The sequence below is a fragment of the Mesorhizobium sp. M7A.F.Ca.MR.176.00.0.0 genome (genome assembly GCF_004023165.1).
In the GTDB taxonomy this organism is placed as follows: Bacteria; Pseudomonadota; Alphaproteobacteria; order Rhizobiales; family Rhizobiaceae; genus Mesorhizobium.
On the sequence record NZ_RZTC01000112.1, the window covers coordinates 1 to 20,163 of the forward strand.

Sequence of the window (20,163 nt, forward strand, 5' to 3'; positions counted from 1 at the left end):
AGCCGTAGCTGAGATAGAAGAACGGCGCCAGGAAGGCCAGCCACAAGGCTGCCCTGACGATCACCCGTCCATAAGGCTCGGTGCGCGCGGTGGGGGCAAGCGACGAGGCCATGCTGCTCAGCGGCGCCGTGCGACCGAGACGGTGAAGATGCCCCATTGGTCGATGCGCTGGTCGAGCTTTTCGAAACCGGCGGCTTCGACGAGCTGGTCCATCTCACCCTGCGTGCGCCGCCGCATCACCCAGGCCTCGCCGCCGCGATGCGAAGTCAGGCTGCGGGCGATCATCTCGAGCTGCGGATGCCAGGGCTGGTTGGTGTAGAGCAACAGGCTTCCCGGCTGCATGGCGCTGGCCAATCCACCGAGCGATCGGGCTATCATCGCATTGTCGGAGAACAATTCGTAAAGGCCGGAAACGATGGCAAGATCCGGAGCTGGATCGATCGAAGCGAGCATGTCGGCATCGAAGGCATCGGCGCGCTGGAAAGAGACATCAGCCGGCAATTGCCGCTCGGCGATCAGCTTGCGGCCAAGCTGGACGTTGAGGTCGGAATAATCCTGCAGGCGAACGCTCGCCGGCTGATCGGGGCTCTTCACGATGGCATCGAGAACATAGCGGCCATGGCCGGCCGCGATGTCGAGAATGTGCGCTGGCCGGCCAGCGGCCTTGAGCGTCGCCAGGCAAGAGCCGATGAGCTCTTCGAGATGCAGCTTGCGCTGGCGGATGCCGCGCCAGCCAATGGCCTCCAGGAAAATGCGGTCGACGACGCGGCCAAGAGGCGTAAGCCCACGCGCTTTGTTCTCGTAGACGTAGTCCAGTGTCGAGCCGGAATCGAAGCCGGTGGTCACGCCGGCCTTCATACCTTGCGAGACCCAGGCGCCCATGCGGATGGAGGCACGGCTGAATGCCCAATAGAGGCCCTTTGGCGACATCAGAGCGAGCGGCGAGGCAAGCCTATCGGCCTCGTCGCGTGTGTAGCCGGCAATGTCCGCCTGCTTAAGGTCGACCGGCGCATCGGGTGCCTCGAACTGCCTGGCCAGGAATGGCCGGATCAACTCGAGGGCCTTTGCCCGGTCGCGCTCGCCCAGCGTGTCGTGGAAGAAACCAGGCAACACATGGCGTTCCTTGGTGCGGCTGCCGAGATTGACGAAGAACTCGTGCTGCGGGCCGTGGCGCACCACCCAGTCGCTGCCCGAGAGCAGAAGCTGCGTTGGCACGGTGATGGCGCGGGCATCAGTGACGATGCGGGCGGCGTGCTGGTAGAGTTCGACCAGGATGTTGGAAGCGATCGGCCGCGTGATCAGCGGATCGCTCTCGAAGGAAGCGATGCGCACTGGATCGTGGGTCAGGAATTTCGCCTTGACGTAGGAATTGACGAAGAAGCGGCCCTTGATCTTCTGCCAGAGTGCGATGCCCTCCTTGGCGAAGGGCACGTAGAGTTTTACCGAGAAGGCCGGTGAGGCCAGCACCATGGCGCGCAGCTTCGGCGCATAGTCATGCACCCAGGCGGCGGCCAGCACGGCGCCGAAGGATTGTGCGATCAGCGCGATATCCCGAGTGGCAAAGCCATCCCTGGCTGCAATCTCGCGCATGAAGCAGTCGATGTCGCGCACCAGGGCCGAGAAGGAGGGCGCATAGCCGCGCTCGCCGGACGAGCGGCCATTGCCGCGGGCATCCCAGGCATAGAAGGCGTGGTCCGGCATCTGCAATTCATCGACGAGATGGGCCATGCGGCCGCCATGCTCGTGGCCGCGATGAAAGAGCACCACCGCGCCCTTGGCATCGGCGGAGGCCGCCGGCCAGAATCGGTAGAAGATCTCCGTCCCGTCATGGCTGCGGAAAACCCGCTCCTGTGCTTGCCGCGCAAGGCTTTCCGTGGCCGCGGCGGCGATCGGTTCGTGCATCATGGTCTTCCCCTCTGGCGGCATGGCGAGCCTCGATGCTCAGCTGGCGCTGCCAATAATGCCGGCGCGTATCCGGTTTATGGCGGTCAGCAGCGAAAGCGTTGCCATGGCCGGAAACACAAACGGCGTTATCGATGCCGGCCACAGCCCGGCGGCACACAGCGTGGCGACGACGCCGAGCGCCAGCGCCCTGTCGCTCTTGCCGAACGGCCCGGCATAATTACGCCCGACCTTGGCAGCGATGCCGAGCACGCCGGCGAACTCGGTCAGCACGGCCGATATCGCGAAGGCGACGACGCCCCATGCGCCAAATTCGGGAAAGACGGCAAAAGGGAGAATCAGCGCGAGGTCTGAAACGACGTCGCACAACTCGTTCAGATACATGCCAAGCGTCGAGGCTTGGCCATGCTCGCGCGCCAGCATGCCGTCCACGGCATTCAACGCCATGCGCACGAACATCACCAAGGGGATAAGCAACAGCAGCCAGCGCCATTCGTGCCAGATCGCAATGGCCGCGCCGGCGGCTATCGACATCGCGGCCGCCAGGATGGTTATGCTGTTTGCCGTGACCCCGATTGCCGCCAACCGATTGACCAGCGGCCGCAGTCGGCCCTGGAAGGCCGGCTTGAGAGCGTAAAGCGTCGGCATTGCGTTGATCCCCCGATCCTGTTCAGCGGCTGTACATCAATATGCCAGACGCGACCAGTGTAGCGGGGGCTACGGCCATCATGCGTTTGCAAATCGATAACCATGATTGGTCCGGCAAAGCTGTCATGCACATTTGCCGGCTTCTCGTGCAACGCGGCGTCTTGAATAGTGAGCACGCTTATTATATATGCCGCTCATGGTTTCCGATGGCATCGACAGATTGGGCTTCTTGATCCACGACGTGCAGCGCTTGATGCGCAAGCGCTTCGAGGCGAGGGCCAGTGGCTTGGGGCTTTCTTCGGCGCAATGGCGGCTTCTGGTCCGCGTTGCCAAGGAAGACGGTGTCGCGCAGGCGCGGCTGGCCGAACTTCTCGAAATCGAGCCGATCAGCGTTTCGCGCCTGGTCGATCGCATGGAAGAGGGAGGCTGGATCGAGCGTCGGTCCGACGCCGCCGATCGTCGCGTCCGCATGATCTTCCTGACGCCCAAGGCAAGCGATGCCTACGCCGTGATCAAGAGCATTGCCGGAGAAGTCTATGAGGAATCGCTGGTCGGCGTGAAGCCGGAAGCCCGTCGCGTCCTGATCGAAGGGCTCGAGGCGATGGTTCGCAACCTGACCGACGACGAGACGCCGTCCATTGAAAAAGTGAAGAATACAGAAGGCGCAGCAGCATGAACGCGGTAGCCAAGATAGACGAGAAAGTGACCGAACTGGACATGGAAGCGCCGGCGCAGCCGGCCGCGGCCCCGCCGGCGGTTGCTCCCCCGGTGCAGCCGGCCCCAGTGCCCGTGAAGAAAAAGCGCCGGCTGGGCCGCTTCCTGCTGATGGTCGCGCTGCCTGCGGCATTGGCTGTCGGCGGCGGCTATGTCTGGGTCACCGGCGGCCGCTATCAGGAGACCGAGAACGCCAATCTGCAGCAGGCCAAGGTGTCGATCGCTTCCGACACGGCCGGCCGCATCGTTAAGGTCGACATCTTCGATAACCAGCTGGTCAAGCAGGGTGACGAGCTGTTTGCCATCGACCCCGAGCCCTACCGGATCGCGCTGGCGCAGGCCGACGCCGCGGTTGCGGGGGCGCGTCTCAATGTCGAGCAGTTGCGCGCGGCCTATGGCCAGTCGATGGCTCAGCAGAAATCCGATGCCAGCCAGGTCGCCTTCGCCCAGTCTCAGTTCGACCGCGCCGCCGATCTTGCCCAGAAGGGCATCAACGCCAAATCGTCGCTCGACGAAGCCAAGAACGATCTCGACAAGGCCAAGCAGCAGCTGGCGGTTGCCGAGCAAGGCATCATCAGCGCCAAGGCAGGCCTTGGCGGCAATCCCGACATCGAGACCGACAAGCACCCGACCGTGATGGCCGCGCTCGCCGCGCGCGACAAGGCGGCCTACGACCTGGCCCAGACAACGGTCAAGGCGCCGGCGGACGGCATCGTCAGCCAGGCCTCGTCGTTCAAGGTCGGTCAGTATGTCGGTTCCGGCACGCCGCTGTTTTCGCTGGTCGAGACCGGTGACACCTGGATCGATGCCAATTTCAAGGAAACGCAGCTCACCCACATGAAGCCCGGCCAGAAGGCCGAGATCGTGGTCGACACCTATCCAGGGCGCACCTTCGAGGCGACGGTCAAGGCGATCGGCGCCGGCACGGGAGCCGAGTTCTCGCTGCTGCCGGCCCAAAATGCCACCGGCAACTGGGTCAAGGTCACACAGCGTATCCCGGTTCGTCTCGAACTGATCGATGCGGACGCCAAGATGGCGTTGCGCACCGGCATGAGCGCCACCGTTACCGTCGACACCGGCGTGGCGCGTGGCCTGCCCTCGATCTTTGGTCACGCCACGGCTGGCGAGGCCGCGCAGTAACGTCAACAGATTGCCGCAGGACCAGCGGCGGAGGTGAATAGCAGGATTGGTCTGATGGGAGGAGCTGGAAGGACCAGCGTTTTGGCGCTGCCCGTCGCGGCCTGGCCGAAATCTGAAATCTCCGACGCGGACCCATCGGTCCTCATGTTTCCGGGCGGCAGGCATCCGCTCATCAGAGACTTTCAGTCGATGTAACCCCCACATCGACGATCGCGTCCCACCGCGACGAGGGTCTCTCAACGGAAGGCGTTGCCGCCCGGAAACCCCTTGTACACGTTTTTGTTACCTGCTGGAAGTTCCACGCCATGAGCACGCCCGAACCCTTCAAAGAAGTGCCGCATCGCGGCCTGATCACGGTCGCGCTCATGCTGGCGACGGTCATGCAGGCGCTCGACACGACGATCGCCAACGTCGCTCTGCCGACAATGACGGGCGATCTCGGCGCCTCGCCGGACAACATCAACTGGGTGCTGACCTCCTACATCGTTGCCGCCGCCATCATGACGCCGGTCACCGGCTGGCTGGCCGACCGCTTCGGCCGTAAGGAACTGTTCCTGACGGCTGTGGTCGGCTTCACCATATTCTCGATGCTGTGCGGCATCGCCTGGAGCCTGGAGAGCATAGTGTTCTTCCGGCTGATGCAAGGCGTTTTCGGCGCGGCGATCGTGCCTCTGTCGCAAACCTTCCTGCTCGACATCAATCCCAGGGAACGCCATGGCCAGGCGATGGCCATCTGGGGCGCCGGCATCATGCTGGGGCCGATTCTGGGCCCGACGCTGGGTGGCTGGCTGACCGAGAATTTCAACTGGCGCTGGGTGTTCTTCATCAACCTGCCGGTCGGCATCGTCGCCTTTCTCGGCATGGCCGCCTACTTGCCGGCCGTTGCCCGGCGGGTGCGCGGCTTCGATTTCTTCGGGTTCGCCATGATATCGCTCGGCGTCGGCGCGCTTCAGCTGCTGCTCGATCGCGGCGGCGAGGTCGACTGGTTTTCATCGGTCGAGATCTGGATCGAACTTGGTCTTTCGCTCACCGGCTTCTGGGTGTTCATCATTCACACCATGACCGCCGAACATCCCTTCATCGATCCCAAGATCTTCCTCGACCGCAATTTCGTGACCGGGCTGGCGTTCATCTTCATCATGGGTGTGCTCATCCTGGCGAGCATGTCGCTGTTGCCGCCAATGCTGTCGACCATCTTCGGCTATCCGACCGTCACCATCGGCGTCGTCATAGGGCCACGCGGTGTCGGCACCATGATTTCAATGCTGGTCGTCGGCCGGCTCATGAGCAAGATCGACGCCAGGATCCTCGTGGTCATCGGCTTCCTCCTGACCGCACAGTCGCTCTACACCATGTCCAGCTTCACGCCGCAGATGGACAATTGGCTGATCATCAGCTCCGGCGTCATCCAGGGCCTGGGGATGGGAATGGTGTTCGTGCCGCTGTCGACCGTCGCCTTCGCCACGCTTGACGTGCGCTTCCGCACCGATGCCACGGCCTTGTTCAGCCTGGTGCGCAATCTTGGCTCGTCCATCGGCGTGTCGGTCGTGACGGTTCTGATGGTGCGCAACACGCAGATCAATCACACCGAGCTTTCGGCCTTCATCAACCCGTTCAACCCCAATCTTTGGGCGGTCTCTCCTGCCGCCGCGAGCGGCGATCCGACGGCGCTTTCGCAGGTCGATCGCATGGTCAATCTGCAGGCGATGATGATTTCCTACGTCAACGACTTCAAAATACTTATGGTGATGACGCTGCTTGCCATCCCGTTTGTTTTCCTGCTGCGCAAGCCAAAGCAGGCGCCTGCCGGCGGCGCGCCGGCAGCGCATATGGACTAGCTCTATTTTCCGAGCACGAGGCTCCAGTAACGGAGCTTGCTGTCGCCGCCGTCGCGCACATAGGCAAGGCCGAAGCGGGTGAAGCGCGGGTCGAGCATGTTGCGGCGATGGCCAGGTGAATGCACCCAGATGTCGAACAGCTTCTCGAGGTCGAAACGACCCTCGGCGATGTTCTCCGCCGCGGCGCCGGAAATCCGATTGTCCTTGACGCGCGAGGCGAAATCCTTGCCCCAGCCGGTGGTGTGGCTCATGCGGCGGCGCTGCGCCATGTAGCCGGCCTGCTGCAGGGCAGCCTGTTCGAGTTGCCGGTCGGCCACCAGCGGCGCGAGCCCCGCCGAGGCGCGGATGCTGGCCAGCGTGCTGGTGGCGGAGGAGGAGACCCCGGCGCCTTCGCCTGACGGCAGTGAAACGGTGCTGCAGGCGGCGAGGCCCGCCAAGGCTGCGAGGCCGGTCAGTACCATGCGCCTGTGCAGATTCGGGATCGGGTGGGTTTCGATTTTCGCTATGGTCATGCCCCTGAGATAACGTCGATCATGGCTTTTGCCGGGCAGGGCGGCGAAAATCGAAGATGTTAGGCGGCAGTATCGAGATCTGCGTCCGAGGAACCGCCCATCCGGTCGTCTTCCGTATGCACCCACCACGACCCGAGCGCGTCGATGAGCGGTACAAGCCGGCGGCCAGGCGCTGTGAGGTCATAGTCGACCCGCAACGGATAACCCGGACGCACCGTGCGCCGCACGATGCCGGCTTCTTCCAGCTTGCGCAGTTCCAGGGTCAGGATGCGATGCGACACGGTCGGGTTGTCACGTCTCAGTTCACTGAACCGCTTGGTCCCGTCCTTCAGATAATAGAGCAGCAGTGTGGGCCAGCGACCGCTGAGCACGCGCATGGTCTCTTCGATCGGGCAGCGTGAGACGACGTCTTTCATGGGCGGATCCTGGTTACAGAATTGTGCGTAATTTACATGGGACGACAAGCGTTTAGGGTCAAGTTTCGCTGCGCGGCGTGATCCTCTCAATCACGGAAGAAAACAAATGGAACCTATCCTCCTTTACGGCTTCCCGGCGGGAAGCTCGATGGGGCTTGTCGCTGCCTTTGAACGCGTCGGGCAACCCTATCGCCTGTGCCGCGTCGACATGCTCACCGAGATGAAAAACGATGCCTATGCCAGCATCAACGACCGTCAGGAAACGCCGGTGCTGATCACCGACGAAGGCCGGGTGCTCACCGAGACAATGGCCATCGCCTCGTGGCTCGAAGCCCGCGACACACAGCGCCGCATCAGCTTCGAACCGCGCACGCCGCAAGCCGACCGCATGCACCAGCTGATGGCCTTCGTGAACACCGGTTTCACCGCCGCCTTCAGCCCGCTCTGGGTGGCATTGGAAATGGCGGCGGATGAACCGGCGCTGAAGGCGACCTTGCGGGAGTTCGGCCGCAAGGCCGTTGCGGAACGTCATGATCGGCTCGAGGCGATGATCGCCGACACGGATTTCCTGGTCGGCGACCGGCTGACGCTGGCCGATACCACGCTGATCGGCGTGGCGCGCTGGGCGGAGTTTCACCAGGCGATCGACGGCGCTGCCTATCCCAAGCTGGCCGGATTGCGCCTTCGCATCGAATCCGATCCGGCCGTGCGTTATGCGCTGGCTGTCGAGGATGGCGAACAGCCCGCCGGTTCTGGCGCCTGCCTTGGCCACGTCCCCCTGACTGAGGTGATCGATCGCTTCGCTTCATAAGTTGCCAGCCGCGCGGCGCCAAGTGCATGGCGGCGCGCGGCGCCAAGTCTGCTGCCGCCCGGTTCAACCAGCCGTTACCGGCGGACTTGGCGACAACTGCTTCTAAATCGGCTAGGATAACGCTGTACGAGAAATGGCAGCTCCGGGCGGCCATCCAGGCGGTGACCGCCCCGACACACCGCCCCGACACACGGGAGGAAGGTTATGGCCGGCTTTCATGTCATGGCGGACGCACGTGGAATGCATGTGCAGCCAACGGTGCGCCGCATCACCACGTCGGACCTTTGGGACGCGCTGCGTCTCGGCTTCGAGGATTTCTGGGCAAAACCATCGCACTACGTGTTCCTGTGCCTGATCTATCCCATTGTCGGCTTGATCCTGACGCAGTGGACGTCCGGCGCCAATGCCATCCAGCTCATCTATCCCCTGATGTCGGGTTTCGCGCTGCTTTGGGCCGTTTGCGGCCCTCGGCCTTTACGAGATCAGCCGCCGGCGCGAGCTCGGCATGAACACCTCCTGGCGGCACGCGTTTGACGTGCGGCGCTCGTCCGCGGTTCCGTCGATCGCTGTCATCGGCGTCATGCTGGTGGCGCTGTTCCTGCTGTGGCTCTACACCGCGCAATCGATCTACACTGGGCTGTTTGGCGACCAGCCGCCGGCCTCGATTGGTGGCTTCATCCGCGACGTGCTGACCACCAGCAAGGGGTGGACGCTGATCCTTGCCGGCAATGCCGCGGGCTTTGTCTTCGCCGTAGTTGTGCTGGCCACCACCGTGGTTGCCTTCCCGCTGCTGCTCGACCGTGACGTCGGCGCCGTTTCGGCGATCGAGACCTCGGCCCGGGCGGTGATGGCCAACCCGCTGCAAATGGCGCTGTGGGGCTTGCTGGTCGCCGTGCTTCTGGTGATCGGTTCGATCCCGCTGTTTGCCGGGCTCGCCGTCGTCATGCCGGTGCTCGGCCATGCCACCTGGCATCTCTACCGCAAGGTGGTCGAGCCCGAGCGGGTACAGCAGATAAGGCGGCCGATGTAACGAAGCAGGCACCCATGGCCTTCTCCCTGCCGAGCCTGCCCAACAAGATCGTCTGTCTGACCTGCCTTTGTATCGGTAGCTATCTGCCTGCCGCGCCAGCGCGCGCTGACCAGCCGGTGCAGTTTGAAAGCGCGGCTTCGGAGCCAACGTCATTTCAGAAGCGCATTGCGCAAGCAGGCGGCAAGGTCCCGAAGGCCGTTCCCGGCACGCCGCTGCAGGGGTATTTAACGCGTCCGCCGGGTGAGGGGCCGTTCCCGGCTGTCGTGGTTCTGCACGGATGTTCAGGTCTGCCCGGAAGTGTAAAGAAAACCTGGTCCGAGCGACTGTCCTCCTGGGGTTACGTCGTCCTCGTCGTCGACAGCTTCAGCACCCGCGGCATAAAGGAGACCTGTGATGGCCTCCACTCTGTTGATCGCGTATATGACGCCTACGGCGCTCTGGAATTCCTATCGAAATACAGTTTGTCGAACCGCGGCGCATTGCGTTGATGGGGTTCTCCGCTGGCGGGAACGCAACGCTCGAGGCCTTGCAATCTGGTGGAGACGAGCGGCTTATGGAGCGCAAATTCAAGGCTGCGATCGCCTACTATCCGGATTGTTCGGCAACGAATGGCGACATGGCGGCCCCGACCTTGATACTGATCGGCGAGCTTGACGATCGGACCCCCGCCAAAATTTGCCAGGAGATGATGACGCAGCGCAGCGGCAAGGGAAGCTCCGTACAGCTTGACGTCTACCCGGGTGCTCGTCACGGATTTGACTCCGCAGGATTGAAGACTGGCATCGAGACCTATGGTCACCGGATGCAGTACAATGCGGCCGAGCAATCCATCCTTGCCTCTCATGCATTCCTGAAAGACGTCTTCGGCGGCTGATAGTGGCGACTGCCGTTTTGCACTCTCAGCGCTGCGCGTCTGTCGCCATCTTCAGCGCGAGTGCCTTCCGCACCGTGCCATCATCCGGCGCCGGATGACCGATTTTCGCAACCGATGTGCCGATCGAGACGGTGGGCGACCGGCGCTTTCACTACCGCTGACGCACGAAACGTGGCCTCTTCATTTCGCGAGAGTGATGCGGCGACTGGCATACATCTCGCGATTTCCAAGCATGGCCGTGCAATCCGTCCTGACGGACGAGTTTCCCGTCATCAGCACGGTCTTGCCGACAAGCCTCAGACAATCGCCCTGACTGCTCATATCTGAGTTGCCAGCGTAGGAAATGGGCGCGTCAGGCGCATAGACGAAACCGCTGATCGTGGAATTTGCCCCGCCATTGAGCGTCAAGGCGGACGTGTTCCCGTGATCCTCGAAAATGGTGATGCCGGCATAGGGGCCGCTGGTGGACGGGGAAAGGTCCACTTTCTCATTGGCATTTATGTAGAGCTGTGCGCCTTCCATGAGGAATATAGTCACGCCGTGGCCTGTCAGGCTACCGTTGCCGCCGGGCTTGATGGTGGTGCCGCGCAGGATGTAGACGCCCGGATCAAGTGTGATGTCCCCCGACAATGTCTTGTCGCAATACGTGCCGGGCGACAGCGTGTAGGTTTTGCCGTTCGGGACCGGCAGACACAATGTGAAGGGGGGAGGGACGACGTCGGCCAGAGGATCAAAAGACGCATATTGATGTTCGAGCGGCATTCCACAGGTGAGTGCGGCGTTGGGTGACGAAAGCCCGGAAGTGCCGCCGACAGTCGAGACGCAGCCCGCTGAAACCAGTGCGGAACCGCCCCTGTTCACGGCGTCGGGCGCATCCGAGTTTGCCGCGATCACGCAGTTGCTCATCGAGACGCTGGTCGAGCCCTGCAGGCTCACGGCGGCGGATGCCTGCGGATCGAGCGCCAGCACGCAGGCTTGCGCGCCAGGCTCAAGTTTGACCGAGGCCGAGCGGTGAGCCTGCCAAGCGGGCGCGCCGCTGATGAAGCTTGCTCGGCTGATTTTGGACGAAACCGAGATGTAGTAGGCGCTCGGGTCGCCGCTCGCGGCTGCCGAAAAGGCGGAGACGCTGCCCGAATATTCTTGCTGGTCGGCAATGCTCATATTGGCCGCGAAAAATGTCAGCCCGAGCGCCTGGACATCACCTGCCGTCATGCCGGGCGAATACTTTGTGCCGACGGCGAGCCCCGCCGCGTCCAGTGAGTTCTGCAATTGCGCGGCATCCTCGCTGGTGCCCACCAGATCCATGACTCCGGCAACGCCAAGCATCATCGGCAGCATCGCCATGGCGGTTGCCAAGGGAAAGTTGCCGCGCCTGTCGCGCGCGAATCCGAGGATCATCGCTTTTAGCATCCCAGCCCAGAAACCAGTGGTCGGCATGACGATGCTCATAAAACGCTAATTTTCACGTTGCTGGATGCGTCAAAGACCGGCCAGTTTTTTGGAGGTTAGTTAACCATGCCGGCCCCACGGCACGATAGTGCGCCGCCATTGCAGCTACTGAAGCGAGGAAACCTTGGACTTTACCCATCGCAGCCTTTCGCGCGAGACATCCACTGCCGCTCGCGCGCCTGGCGAAAGCTGGTGACAGGCCGGGACGGTTCGGCTAATCCGAACCGGCTGCGGCGAACCGTCGGTCGCGGCGTCGCAACGATCACGACTGAAGGAAACGGCATGGCGAATTCGCCTGAAATCATCGGCTCGCTCGAAGACGTGTCGAAGGCCTATTCGGCAATCCTGTGCGACGTCTGGGGCGTGGTCCATAATGGCGAAACGCATTTCCCGGTGGCGGCTTCCGCACTGGCAAGGGCTCGAGAGGCGAAAATCCCCGTCGTCCTGATCACCAATTCGCCGCGCAGAAGTGCCGATGTCGTGGCGCAGATGAACGCGATCGGTGTTCCACCGTCAGCCTACGACCGGGTGGTTACCTCAGGCGACGTGACGCGGGATCTGATCGCCGAAGGGCCGCGCAAGATTTTCCATATCGGCGCCGACCGGGACGTCACCCTCTATGAAGGTCTCGACGTCGAGCTTGTCGAGGAGTTCGAGGCGTCCGGCGTCGTCTGCACCGGCCTGTTCGACGACGAGGTCGAGAAGCCCGAGGATTACACGGAGCTCCTGCGGCGGCTGCGCGCCAGGAACCTGCCTTTCATCTGCGCAAATCCCGACATCGTGGTCGAGCGCGGCGAACGCATGATCTGGTGTGCCGGCGCGCTGGCGCGTGACTATGCCCAGCTTGGCGGCCGCACATTGATCGCTGGAAAACCATACGCGCCGATCTACAATCTCGCGATGAAGGAAGTTGCCGAGATTCTTGGCCGGCCGGTCGAGCGCGGCCAGGTGCTGGCCATCGGCGACGGCATGATGACCGATGTGAAGGGCGCCGCCGACAATGGCTTCGATGTTCTTTATGTCTCCGGCGGCATCCATGCCCGCGACTATGGCGATGCCCTGCAACCGGATCCGGCAAGACTGGCGGCGTTCCTGGAAAAGCATGGCTATGGTCCGGTGGCCGTCATTCCCAGACTTCGGTAGGTGACGATGGTAGCCTTCCAACGCGTCCTGGCAACCGCGCCGCTTCCCGCCGACCTGCGCGGCGGCGTGGTGGCGATCGGCAATTTCGATGGCGTCCATCGCGGCCATCAGGCGGTGCTCGAGCGCGCCTCTGCCGAGGCCGGACGGCGCGGCGTACCGGCCCTGGTGCTGACGTTCGAACCGCATCCGCGCAAGATCTTCAGGCCTGATATCCCGTTGTTCGTGCTGACGCCGCCGCCGATGAAGGCGCGGCTCCTGTCGCTGCTGGGCTTTGCCGCGCTGGTCGAGCAGCCGTTCACGCGCGACTTCGCCTCGCTGTCGGCGGAAGCGTTCGTGACGGATGTGCTGGAAACGAACCTTGGCATTACCCACGCCGTGACCGGGTTCGATTTCCACTTCGGCAAGGATCGTCAAGGCGGCCCGGCCTACCTGATGGCGGCGGGTGAGCGTCACGGCTTCGGCGTCACGCTCGTCGACGCCTTCCGGGACGAGGGCGCCGAGGTGGTGTCGTCCAGCCGCATCCGCGGATTGCTGGGCGAGGGCGAAGTGGCTGAAGCCGCCGGTCTGCTCGGCTACCGCTTCACCGTCGAAAGCGAGGTGGTCGGCGGACAGCAGCTTGGCCGCACCCTTGGCTTTCCAACCGCGAATATGAGGCTGTCGGCGGAAGCCGCACTCAAGGAGGGCATTTATGCCGTCCGCTTCCGCCGCGCCGACGGCACGCTCCACGACGGTGTCGCCAGCTTCGGCCGTCGCCCGACGGTCGACGACAATGGCGCGCCGCTGTTGGAAACCTTCGTCTTCGACTTCTCCGAAGACCTCTATGGCGAGGTCTGTCAGGTTTCCTTCTTCGGTTTTCTGCGCCCGGAGGTGAAGTTCGATGGGCTCGATGCGCTGGTCGCGCAGATGAAGCGCGATGAAGCCGAGGCACGCGCGCTGCTTGCCGGCGTCAAGCCGCTCTCCGATCTCGACGCGGCCATGGCTTTTTGAGTCCAGGCATGATCCCTACTTTTTCAGCGCCAGGCCGACGGCGATGAAGGTCCAGCCCTGGAAGATCAGATCGATCGCAAGGAACAGACCGAGCACCCACAGGCTGTTGACCGGCCAGCCCATGGCGATGATCAGACCTGCAAGCGCGCTGATGACACCGGCGGCGACGAGCCAGCCCCAGCCGCGTTCCGGCCGGTGGCTGTAGCCGACCCAGGCCCTGAGCACCCCTGACGCGACCAGCGCGATCGCCAGCAGGAACGTCAGCACCGCCGAGGCAAGCAACGGATTGCCGAAAGCGAAGAAGCCGGCGACGGCGTACAGCAGTCCGCTGAGCAGCCAGTAGAAGAAGCGATTCCAGGACTTGACGCCGAACGCGTGCACGATCTCGATGATACCCGCCATCAGCATCAGCCATCCCACGACGTAGACGGAAGCCACCGTGGCGACGAACAGATTGGCGAAGGCAATGCCGCCGAAGATGAGCAGCAGCACACCGAGTGCGACAAACCATCCCCATTTTGTCCGTGTCTGTTCGATCCCGATTTTCAAGGCATCGCCATGCAGGGTCATTGTCGCGGTCTCCATCGAGGGCTGCGGAATACTGCGGATGGAAGGTAATCCGGGCGCGAGCCAACGTCCAGCCGATGACCGGCAGCGGGATCGCGGCAAAGCGCGAGCATATGTCTCGGGTTTAAATCAAATTTTACCAAACGGCCGTCAAAGCTGTCATCGGCAATCATATGCGTTGTGTTAGTGGAGTGGCCATGAGTTCGGTCGGAAGAATCTCTCTTGTGTTGGCCGCCGCGGTGCTGGGTGGGACGGGCGCTGCCAATGCGGGCGAGGGCAGCTGGCTGTCCGGCGACTGGTATCTGACCGTAGGTGCCACCGGCATGGTGGCGCCGAATTTCGAGGGCGGCAAAAAGTACCTGCTCAGCGCCTCGCCGATCATTTCGCTGGGCAAGGCCGGACCTGCTGCCCGCTTTGTCTCGCGCAACGACAACATCTCGCTGGCGCTGGTCGATGATGGCGGTTTCCGCGCTGGCCTGACCGGCAAGTTCCTGTTTTCCCGCGATGACGACAACGCCGATGAGCTGAAGGGCCTCGATCCGGTGCGCTGGGGCGGGGAAGTCGGCGGCTTCTTCGAATTCTATCCCACCGACTGGCTGCGCGCCCGCGCCGAGCTGCGCCACGGCATTCGCGCTCACAACGGCTTTGTCGCCGACATTGCCGCCGACGCCTTTTACGATGTGACGCCGACCGTCAGGATTTCGGGCGGCCCGCGTGTTTCCTTCGCCTCAGGCAATTATTTCGACGCCTATTACGGCGTCAACGCGCAGGAAGCCGTGGCCTCGGGCTTGAGCGAATATCATCCCGGTGGCGGGCTGAAATCGACCGGCCTCGGCGGCGCCATAACCTGGAAGGTGACCGAGCCGATGACCGCCAGCCTGTTTGGCGAATATTCGCGCCTGATGGGACCGGCGGCCGATTCCAGCCTGGTCAAGGAGCGCGGCGACCGCAACCAGTTCATGATTGGCGTGTCGACCACCTACCGCTTCGATTTCACGATGTAAGTGAATCGAACGAGACGCTTTATTCCTGCCGTGGCTTCGGCTAAAAGCCCAGCCATGACCAGCTTTTCGCGCCTTTTCGCGATCGCGATACGAATTACAGGCCCGGTGTTCCGGGTGGCCTGAGCGCCGCCGGAGCCGCCGGGAGTTTCTGCGCGCCCCCTCGCGCTTTTTCCATAACATGATAGTTCACGCCCGAGCTTGTACGCCCGCCGGGCAATGCAAATGGCAGACCAATGACCGATACAACTGAAACGATCGACTATTCCAAGACGCTTTACCTGCCGCAGACGGACTTCCCGATGCGTGCCGGCTTGCCGGAGAAGGAGCCGCTGCTGGTCAAGCGCTGGCAGGACATGGATCTCTACCGCAAGCTGCGCGAGAGCGCTGCCGGCCGCACGAAATACGTTCTGCATGACGGTCCGCCCTACGCCAACGGCAACATCCATATCGGCCATGCGCTGAACAAGATCCTCAAGGATGTCATCACCCGCTCGTTCCAGATGCGCGGCTACGACTCGAACTATGTGCCCGGCTGGGACTGCCACGGCCTGCCGATCGAGTGGAAGATCGAGGAGCAGTACCGCGCCAAGGGCAAGAACAAGGACGAGGTGCCGGTCAACGAATTCCGCAAGGAATGCCGTGAGTTCGCCGCGGGTTGGATCGCCGTGCAGGGGGCCGAGTTCCAGCGCCTCGGCGTCATCGGCGACTTCGAGAATCCCTATACGACGATGGCCTTCCATGCCGAGTCGCGCATCGCCGGCGAGTTGTTGAAGTTCGCCATGTCGGGCCAGCTCTATCGCGGCTCCAAGCCGGTGATGTGGAGCGTGGTCGAGCGCACGGCGCTGGCCGAGGCCGAGATCGAGTACCACGACTATGAGAGCGACACGATCTGGGCGAAGTTTCCGGTCGCCAGCTTGGCCCGCCCTGTCGATGGCGAGACCAAGCTGACGGAGGGCGCACTCGATCTGCTGCAGGCACATGTCGTCATCTGGACGACGACGCCATGGACGATCCCCGGCAACCGTGCCGTCAACTATTCGCCGCGCATCAACTATGGCCTCTATGAGGTCACGGCAGCCGAAAACGCATTCGGCCCGCAGCCGGGTGAAAAACTGATTTTTGCCGACGCGCTGGCTGAAGACTCCTCGGTCAAGGCCAAGGTCACCTTGAATCGTCTCCGCAGTGTTTCGGCGCAAGAGCTTGGAAGCCTTACGCTTTCGCATCCGCTCAAGGGCCTTTGCGGCGGCTACGACTTTGCCGTTCCGATGCTCGCCGGCGACCATGTCACCGACGATGCCGGCACCGGCTTCGTCCACACCGCGCCCGGCCACGGCCGCGAGGACTTTGACGCCTGGATGGATGCGGCGGTGGATCTGCGCGCACGCGGCATCGATCCCGCCATCCCGTTCACCGTCGACGATGGCGGCTTCTTCACCAAGGACGCGCCGGGTTTCGGCCCCGACCGGGAGGGTGGACCGGCGCGTGTCATCGACGACAACGGCAAGAAGGGCAACGCCAACCAGGCCGTCATCGACGAGATGATCAAGCGCAACGCGCTGTTCGCGCGCGGCCGGCTGAAGCACAGCTACCCTCACTCCTGGCGGTCCAAGAAACCGATCATCTTCCGCAACACGCCGCAATGGTTCGTCTACATGGACAAGGACCTCGGCGACGGCTCGACACTGCGCAGCCGGGCGCTCAAGGCCATCGACGACACCCGCTTCGTGCCCGCCGCCGGCCAGAACCGCATCCGCGCCATGATCGAGGAGCGCCCGGACTGGGTGCTGTCGCGCCAGCGCGCCTGGGGCGTGCCGATCGCCGTCTTCGCCGATGCCGACGGCAATGTGCTGAAGGACGAAGCGGTCAACCAGCGCATCATGGACGCCTTCGAGCAGGAGGGCGCCGACGCCTGGTTCGCGGCTGATGCCAAGGAGCGTTTCCTTGGCAATCACGACGCTTCGAAGTGGAAGCAGGTGATGGACATCCTCGACGTCTGGTTCGATTCGGGCTCGACGCACGCCTTCACGTTGGAAGATCGTCCTGACCTGAAATGGCCGGCCGACGTCTATCTCGAAGGCTCCGACCAGCATCGCGGCTGGTTCCATTCGTCGCTGCTGGAAAGCTGCGGCACCAGGGGCAGGGCGCCTTACGACACCGTCGTCACCCATGGTTTCACCATGGACGAGGATGGCCGCAAGATGTCGAAGTCGCTGGGCAACACCGTGGTGCCGCAGGACGTCATCAAGCAGTCGGGCGCCGACATCCTGCGTCTATGGGTGGTGACGACCGACTACTGGGAGGACCAGCGGCTCGGCAAGAACGTGCTGCAGACCAACATCGACGCCTACCGCAAGCTGCGCAACACCATCCGCTGGATGCTGGGTACGCTTGCCCATGACGATGGCGAAGAGGTGCCGCTGGAGAAAATGCCGGAGCTGGAGCGGCTGATGCTGCACCGGCTGGCCGAGCTCGATGAGGTCGTGCGCTCGGGCTACGACGCCTTCGAATTCAAGCGCATCACCCGCATGCTGCTCGATTTCATGGTGGTCGAGCTGTCGGCGTTCTATTTCGACATCCGCAAGGACGCGCTCTACTGCGACGCGCCGTCGAGCCTGAAGCGCAAGGCTTCGGTGCAGGTGGTGCGCCATCTCTTCGACTGCCTGGTAAAATGGCTGGCGCCGATGCTGCCTTTCACCATGGAGGAGGCCTGGCTTGAGCGTCATCCCGACGCCGTCTCGGTGCATCTCGACCAGTTCCCGCAAATCCCGGCGGACTGGAAGAACGAGGCGCTGGCGGAAAAGTGGCGCCAGGTGCGGCAAGTGCGACGCGTCGTCACCGGTGCGCTGGAGATCGCGCGCGCCCAGAAGGTGATCGGATCGTCGCTGGAAGCGGTGCCGGTCGTCACAATCAACGAGGCAGCGCTCGAAGCGGCGATTTCAGATGTCGACATGGCCGAGATGGCGATCACCAGCGATCTGGTCATCGCTCATGGCGAGGCACCGGCTGGCGCCTTCGCGATCGACGACGTCAAGGGTGTCGCCGTGGTGGTCGAGAAGGCCGAGGATCGTGGCCTGTTAAAATGTGCACGCTCCTGGCGCTACACCGCCGATGTCGGCCAGGATCCGGAATTCCCGGATGTTTCGGCCAGGGATGCGGCGGTGCTGCATGAATTGAAGGCGCTTGGCCGGCTTTAGCGGTTAGTCGGCTGGATCGGTGCACAAATGCCACGCCGGGCGGGCGAAAACCGCCCGCGCGTTGCCCTTAACGAGTGGTTGAGGTAAACACGCGAAACTCCGGAAGACAAATTGTCGCCGGATTTCCGTCGCAAGTGCTTGGACGATGGGGACCGGCCACAAGGCTGGTGGCAATCGAGAGGCTGTCTAGAGTGGGACTTTTTGGCATGACCGAGAGATATAATGCGCGCTTGGCGCTGCTGGCGCCGCTTGTCGCGTCGGGCCTCGCTTTGTCCGGCTGCATGGGCTCTCCGACCTACGGCACCGACAAGACCGCCGGCGAACAGCTGGCCGGCGATATTTCGGGCGCCTTTTCATTCGCGCCGAAGCGCAAGGAACAGATCGACTACAAGCCGCGTCCGACGCTCGTGAAGCCGGCGCCAGGCCAGAAGGAAGCGCTGCCGGCCCCGCAGGACAGCATCGAGACGGCGAGCGCCGAATGGCCCGAATCGCCCGAGCAGCGCCGCGCCCGCCTGCGCGCCGACGCCACCGCCCATCAGAACGACCCGGCCTATCAGTCGGAGATCATCGACGACGTGCAGACGGACCCGGCCTCGGTCAAGAGGGCGATGGCGGAGTCAGGGTCGAGCCACCCGCCGGCATGGACACCGGCCGATTCCGACAAGGGCCGTGCCGCCGAGATCCAGCGCCGCCTTGCCGACAGCAAGCAGGGCGATCCGAACACCCGCAAATATCTGAGCGAGCCTCCAGTGCAGTATCGTGTCGCGGCCGGCACGGCGCCGCAAGATCAGCTTGGCGAGGACGAGTACAAGAAGGAACGCCGCCTCAAGAAAGAGGCGGAAGGCAAGAAGGGCAGCGGCTGGTTCGACTGGATGCCGTCTCTGTAAGAACACCACGTTGTGTCGCCGGGCGTTGCGCCCGGTTCAGCCGCGCCGTTCCCGGAAAAATTCCTTGAGCAATAGACCCGCTTCGGTCTCGCCCATGCCCGGATAGATGTCGGGCGCGTGGTGGCAGGTCGGCGAGGCGAAAAAACGTACGCCATTGACCACGGCACCGCCCTTGTCGTCGGCGGCGCCGAAATAAAGCCGGCGCAGCCGGGCGAAGGAAATGGCGCCGGCGCACATGGCGCAAGGTTCCAGCGTCACATAGAGATCATGGCCGGTCAGCCGCTCGGCCGACAGTTTGCGGCAAGCTTCGCGGATGACCAGCATCTCGGCATGCGCGGTCGGGTCGGCAAGTTCGCGTGTGCGGTTGCCGGCGCTGGCGACAACACCAGCGCCATTGGCGATGACGGCGCCGACCGGCACTTCGCCTCGCAAGGCGGCAGCCTCGGCCTCCTTCAGCGCCAGCGCCATGAAATCGGGCCGCTTCACGCGATTTCCACTCCGATTATCTCCTCGCCACCTGACGGAGCAAGTTCGTTTCGAATGAACCGCACTTGCTCCAGGCTTTTGATTTTCGTTTGTCTTTTTGGAAAAACCGGTCTCCACTTTTCCCTGACAAACTCCAGTGATCCTGTTATTGAGCGCAGGACCTCGAAAATCGGGACTCGGTTTTCGAAAATGATCATGCGCCACATCAAAAGTGCTACAGCGTTCGTTGCGCGCCCGAAAGGATGCGCCACGCTGTAGCAGCGCAAACGGATAAAGGCCACATGGACGACAACGACAAGAAATTCCGACCCAGGAAGGGTCCGGCCAAGAGTGGGCCGAAAGCCGCGGGACCGCGCAGCCATGATGGCGCCGCGGGCAAGGGCGGCAAGCCGTCCTTTGGCGCCAAGAAACCTTACGCACCGCGTGGCGATCGGCCGATGGCTGCCGATGGCGAGCGGCCGAAGCGCGATTTCAAGGGCGGGGACAAGCCTTTCAGCAAAGGCCCGCGTCCCGAAGGCAAGCCTTTTGAGAAGCGCGAAGGGCCGCGCAAGCCCTACGCAC

The 20,163-nt window shown here is 63.1% G+C and carries 18 protein-coding genes and 2 pseudogenes; 13 read left to right on the forward strand and 7 right to left on the reverse strand.

Features of this window, described 5'->3' with window-relative positions; translation table 11 throughout:
* Window positions 1–117: 117 nt before the first annotated feature.
* Complete coding sequence (locus tag EOB59_RS27770; RefSeq protein WP_206622075.1) at window positions 118–1,905, reverse strand: bifunctional alpha/beta hydrolase/class I SAM-dependent methyltransferase; 1,788 nt, start codon at window positions 1,903–1,905, stop codon at window positions 118–120.
* 36 nt (window positions 1,906–1,941) lie between these two features.
* A complete protein-coding gene (locus tag EOB59_RS27775) occupies window positions 1,942–2,550 on the reverse strand; it encodes a CDP-alcohol phosphatidyltransferase family protein (RefSeq protein WP_127381491.1) in 609 nt (202 codons plus the stop codon).
* A gap of 196 nt (window positions 2,551–2,746) precedes the next feature.
* Between EOB59_RS27775 and EOB59_RS27780 the strand changes: the two genes are divergently transcribed.
* The 3 genes from EOB59_RS27780 (at window position 2,747) to EOB59_RS27790 (ending at window position 6,242) form a co-directional block, all read left to right on the forward strand.
* Entirely contained in the window at window positions 2,747–3,226 is a 480-nt protein-coding gene (locus EOB59_RS27780; protein ID WP_027038640.1) for a MarR family transcriptional regulator, read from the forward strand.
* A complete protein-coding gene (locus tag EOB59_RS27785) occupies window positions 3,223–4,404 on the forward strand; it encodes an HlyD family secretion protein (RefSeq protein WP_127271614.1) in 1,182 nt (393 codons plus the stop codon). The genes EOB59_RS27780 and EOB59_RS27785 overlap by 4 nt, the downstream gene beginning before the upstream one ends.
* A gap of 305 nt (window positions 4,405–4,709) precedes the next feature.
* Window positions 4,710–6,242 carry a DHA2 family efflux MFS transporter permease subunit gene (locus EOB59_RS27790; protein ID WP_127331522.1) on the forward strand — a complete coding sequence of 511 codons (1,533 nt, stop codon included), beginning with the start codon at window positions 4,710–4,712 and terminating at the stop codon, window positions 6,240–6,242.
* Window positions 6,243–6,244: 2 nt separating this feature from the next.
* Here the strand turns inward: EOB59_RS27790 and EOB59_RS27795 are convergent, their stop codons facing one another.
* Together EOB59_RS27795 and EOB59_RS27800 are read right to left on the reverse strand one after the other, a co-directional pair.
* Window positions 6,245–6,754: a CAP domain-containing protein gene (locus EOB59_RS27795; protein ID WP_127322629.1), complete on the reverse strand. Its 510-nt coding sequence runs from the start codon at window positions 6,752–6,754 to the stop codon at window positions 6,245–6,247.
* Window positions 6,755–6,813: 59 nt separating this feature from the next.
* Window positions 6,814–7,170, reverse strand: coding sequence for a helix-turn-helix domain-containing protein (locus tag EOB59_RS27800; protein ID WP_127395619.1), 357 nt, complete (start codon window positions 7,168–7,170; stop codon window positions 6,814–6,816).
* 106 nt (window positions 7,171–7,276) lie between these two features.
* On the opposite strand from EOB59_RS27800, the gene EOB59_RS27805 reads away from it, so the two are divergent.
* The 4 genes and pseudogenes from EOB59_RS27805 to EOB59_RS37350 all read left to right on the forward strand — a co-directional run bounded on the left by EOB59_RS27805 (window position 7,277) and on the right by EOB59_RS37350 (window position 9,885).
* On the forward strand, window positions 7,277–7,981 hold the full coding sequence (locus EOB59_RS27805; protein WP_127395620.1) for a glutathione S-transferase family protein: 705 nt from the start codon (window positions 7,277–7,279) through the stop codon (window positions 7,979–7,981).
* Between the two features lie 204 nt (window positions 7,982–8,185).
* Window positions 8,186–9,011 (forward strand): annotated as a pseudogene (locus EOB59_RS27810) (DUF2189 domain-containing protein).
* A 14-nt stretch (window positions 9,012–9,025) separates the two neighbouring features.
* Window positions 9,026–9,499: a dienelactone hydrolase family protein gene (locus tag EOB59_RS37345; protein WP_348629362.1), complete on the forward strand. Its 474-nt coding sequence runs from the start codon at window positions 9,026–9,028 to the stop codon at window positions 9,497–9,499.
* Entirely contained in the window at window positions 9,499–9,885 is a 387-nt protein-coding gene (locus EOB59_RS37350; RefSeq protein WP_348629361.1) for a dienelactone hydrolase family protein, read from the forward strand. The genes EOB59_RS37345 and EOB59_RS37350 overlap by 1 nt, the downstream gene beginning before the upstream one ends.
* A gap of 180 nt (window positions 9,886–10,065) precedes the next feature.
* Here the strand turns inward: EOB59_RS37350 and EOB59_RS27820 are convergent, their stop codons facing one another.
* A complete protein-coding gene (locus EOB59_RS27820; protein WP_164895771.1) occupies window positions 10,066–11,229 on the reverse strand; it encodes a pilus assembly protein in 1,164 nt (387 codons plus the stop codon).
* Between the two features lie 387 nt (window positions 11,230–11,616).
* Here EOB59_RS27820 and EOB59_RS27825 point away from each other — a divergent pair, with 387 nt between their 5' ends.
* The gene (locus EOB59_RS27825; RefSeq protein WP_127395621.1) at window positions 11,617–12,477 is read left to right on the forward strand and encodes a TIGR01459 family HAD-type hydrolase; all 861 of its coding nucleotides are present in this window, start codon (window positions 11,617–11,619) and stop codon (window positions 12,475–12,477) included.
* Window positions 12,478–12,483: 6 nt separating this feature from the next.
* On the forward strand, window positions 12,484–13,464 hold the full coding sequence (locus EOB59_RS27830) for a bifunctional riboflavin kinase/FAD synthetase (protein WP_128289701.1): 981 nt from the start codon (window positions 12,484–12,486) through the stop codon (window positions 13,462–13,464).
* Between the two features lie 15 nt (window positions 13,465–13,479).
* On the opposite strand, the gene EOB59_RS27835 is transcribed toward EOB59_RS27830, so the two are convergent.
* Window positions 13,480–14,034 carry an HdeD family acid-resistance protein gene (locus EOB59_RS27835; RefSeq protein WP_127331536.1) on the reverse strand — a complete coding sequence of 185 codons (555 nt, stop codon included), beginning with the start codon at window positions 14,032–14,034 and terminating at the stop codon, window positions 13,480–13,482.
* A 194-nt stretch (window positions 14,035–14,228) separates the two neighbouring features.
* Here EOB59_RS27835 and EOB59_RS27840 point away from each other — a divergent pair, with 194 nt between their 5' ends.
* From EOB59_RS27840 to EOB59_RS27850, 3 genes are all read left to right on the forward strand, one after another.
* Entirely contained in the window at window positions 14,229–15,035 is an 807-nt protein-coding gene (locus EOB59_RS27840) for a MipA/OmpV family protein (protein ID WP_127331538.1), read from the forward strand.
* A gap of 233 nt (window positions 15,036–15,268) precedes the next feature.
* Window positions 15,269–18,229 carry an isoleucine--tRNA ligase gene (gene ileS / locus EOB59_RS27845; RefSeq protein ID WP_128289702.1) on the forward strand — a complete coding sequence of 987 codons (2,961 nt, stop codon included), beginning with the start codon at window positions 15,269–15,271 and terminating at the stop codon, window positions 18,227–18,229.
* Window positions 18,230–18,435: 206 nt separating this feature from the next.
* Window positions 18,436–19,116: a hypothetical protein gene (locus EOB59_RS27850; RefSeq protein WP_127271160.1), complete on the forward strand. Its 681-nt coding sequence runs from the start codon at window positions 18,436–18,438 to the stop codon at window positions 19,114–19,116.
* Between the two features lie 36 nt (window positions 19,117–19,152).
* On the opposite strand, the gene EOB59_RS27855 is transcribed toward EOB59_RS27850, so the two are convergent.
* Window positions 19,153–19,602, reverse strand: coding sequence for a nucleoside deaminase (locus tag EOB59_RS27855; RefSeq protein ID WP_127271509.1), 450 nt, complete (start codon window positions 19,600–19,602; stop codon window positions 19,153–19,155).
* Between the two features lie 281 nt (window positions 19,603–19,883).
* Between EOB59_RS27855 and EOB59_RS27860 the strand changes: the two are divergent.
* Window positions 19,884–20,163: pseudogene (locus tag EOB59_RS27860) on the forward strand (RNA pseudouridine synthase); the annotation flags it as partial.

Coding starts and splice junctions, on each gene's coding strand:
- EOB59_RS27770 (WP_206622075.1), bottom strand. CDS start 1,905: ATGATGCACGAACCGATCGCCGCCGCGGCCACGGAAAGCCTTGCGCGG.
- EOB59_RS27775 (WP_127381491.1), bottom strand. CDS start 2,550: ATGCCGACGCTTTACGCTCTCAAGCCGGCCTTCCAGGGCCGACTGCGG.
- EOB59_RS27780 (WP_027038640.1), top strand. CDS start 2,747: ATGGTTTCCGATGGCATCGACAGATTGGGCTTCTTGATCCACGACGTG.
- EOB59_RS27785 (WP_127271614.1), top strand. CDS start 3,223: ATGAACGCGGTAGCCAAGATAGACGAGAAAGTGACCGAACTGGACATG.
- EOB59_RS27790 (WP_127331522.1), top strand. CDS start 4,710: ATGAGCACGCCCGAACCCTTCAAAGAAGTGCCGCATCGCGGCCTGATC.
- EOB59_RS27795 (WP_127322629.1), bottom strand. CDS start 6,754: ATGACCATAGCGAAAATCGAAACCCACCCGATCCCGAATCTGCACAGG.
- EOB59_RS27800 (WP_127395619.1), bottom strand. CDS start 7,170: ATGAAAGACGTCGTCTCACGCTGCCCGATCGAAGAGACCATGCGCGTG.
- EOB59_RS27805 (WP_127395620.1), top strand. CDS start 7,277: ATGGAACCTATCCTCCTTTACGGCTTCCCGGCGGGAAGCTCGATGGGG.
- EOB59_RS37345 (WP_348629362.1), top strand. CDS start 9,026: ATGGCCTTCTCCCTGCCGAGCCTGCCCAACAAGATCGTCTGTCTGACC.
- EOB59_RS37350 (WP_348629361.1), top strand. CDS start 9,499: ATGGGGTTCTCCGCTGGCGGGAACGCAACGCTCGAGGCCTTGCAATCT.
- EOB59_RS27820 (WP_164895771.1), bottom strand. CDS start 11,229: ATGGCGATGCTGCCGATGATGCTTGGCGTTGCCGGAGTCATGGATCTG.
- EOB59_RS27825 (WP_127395621.1), top strand. CDS start 11,617: ATGGCGAATTCGCCTGAAATCATCGGCTCGCTCGAAGACGTGTCGAAG.
- EOB59_RS27830 (WP_128289701.1), top strand. CDS start 12,484: ATGGTAGCCTTCCAACGCGTCCTGGCAACCGCGCCGCTTCCCGCCGAC.
- EOB59_RS27835 (WP_127331536.1), bottom strand. CDS start 14,034: ATGACCCTGCATGGCGATGCCTTGAAAATCGGGATCGAACAGACACGG.
- EOB59_RS27840 (WP_127331538.1), top strand. CDS start 14,229: ATGAGTTCGGTCGGAAGAATCTCTCTTGTGTTGGCCGCCGCGGTGCTG.
- ileS (WP_128289702.1), top strand. CDS start 15,269: ATGACCGATACAACTGAAACGATCGACTATTCCAAGACGCTTTACCTG.
- EOB59_RS27850 (WP_127271160.1), top strand. CDS start 18,436: ATGACCGAGAGATATAATGCGCGCTTGGCGCTGCTGGCGCCGCTTGTC.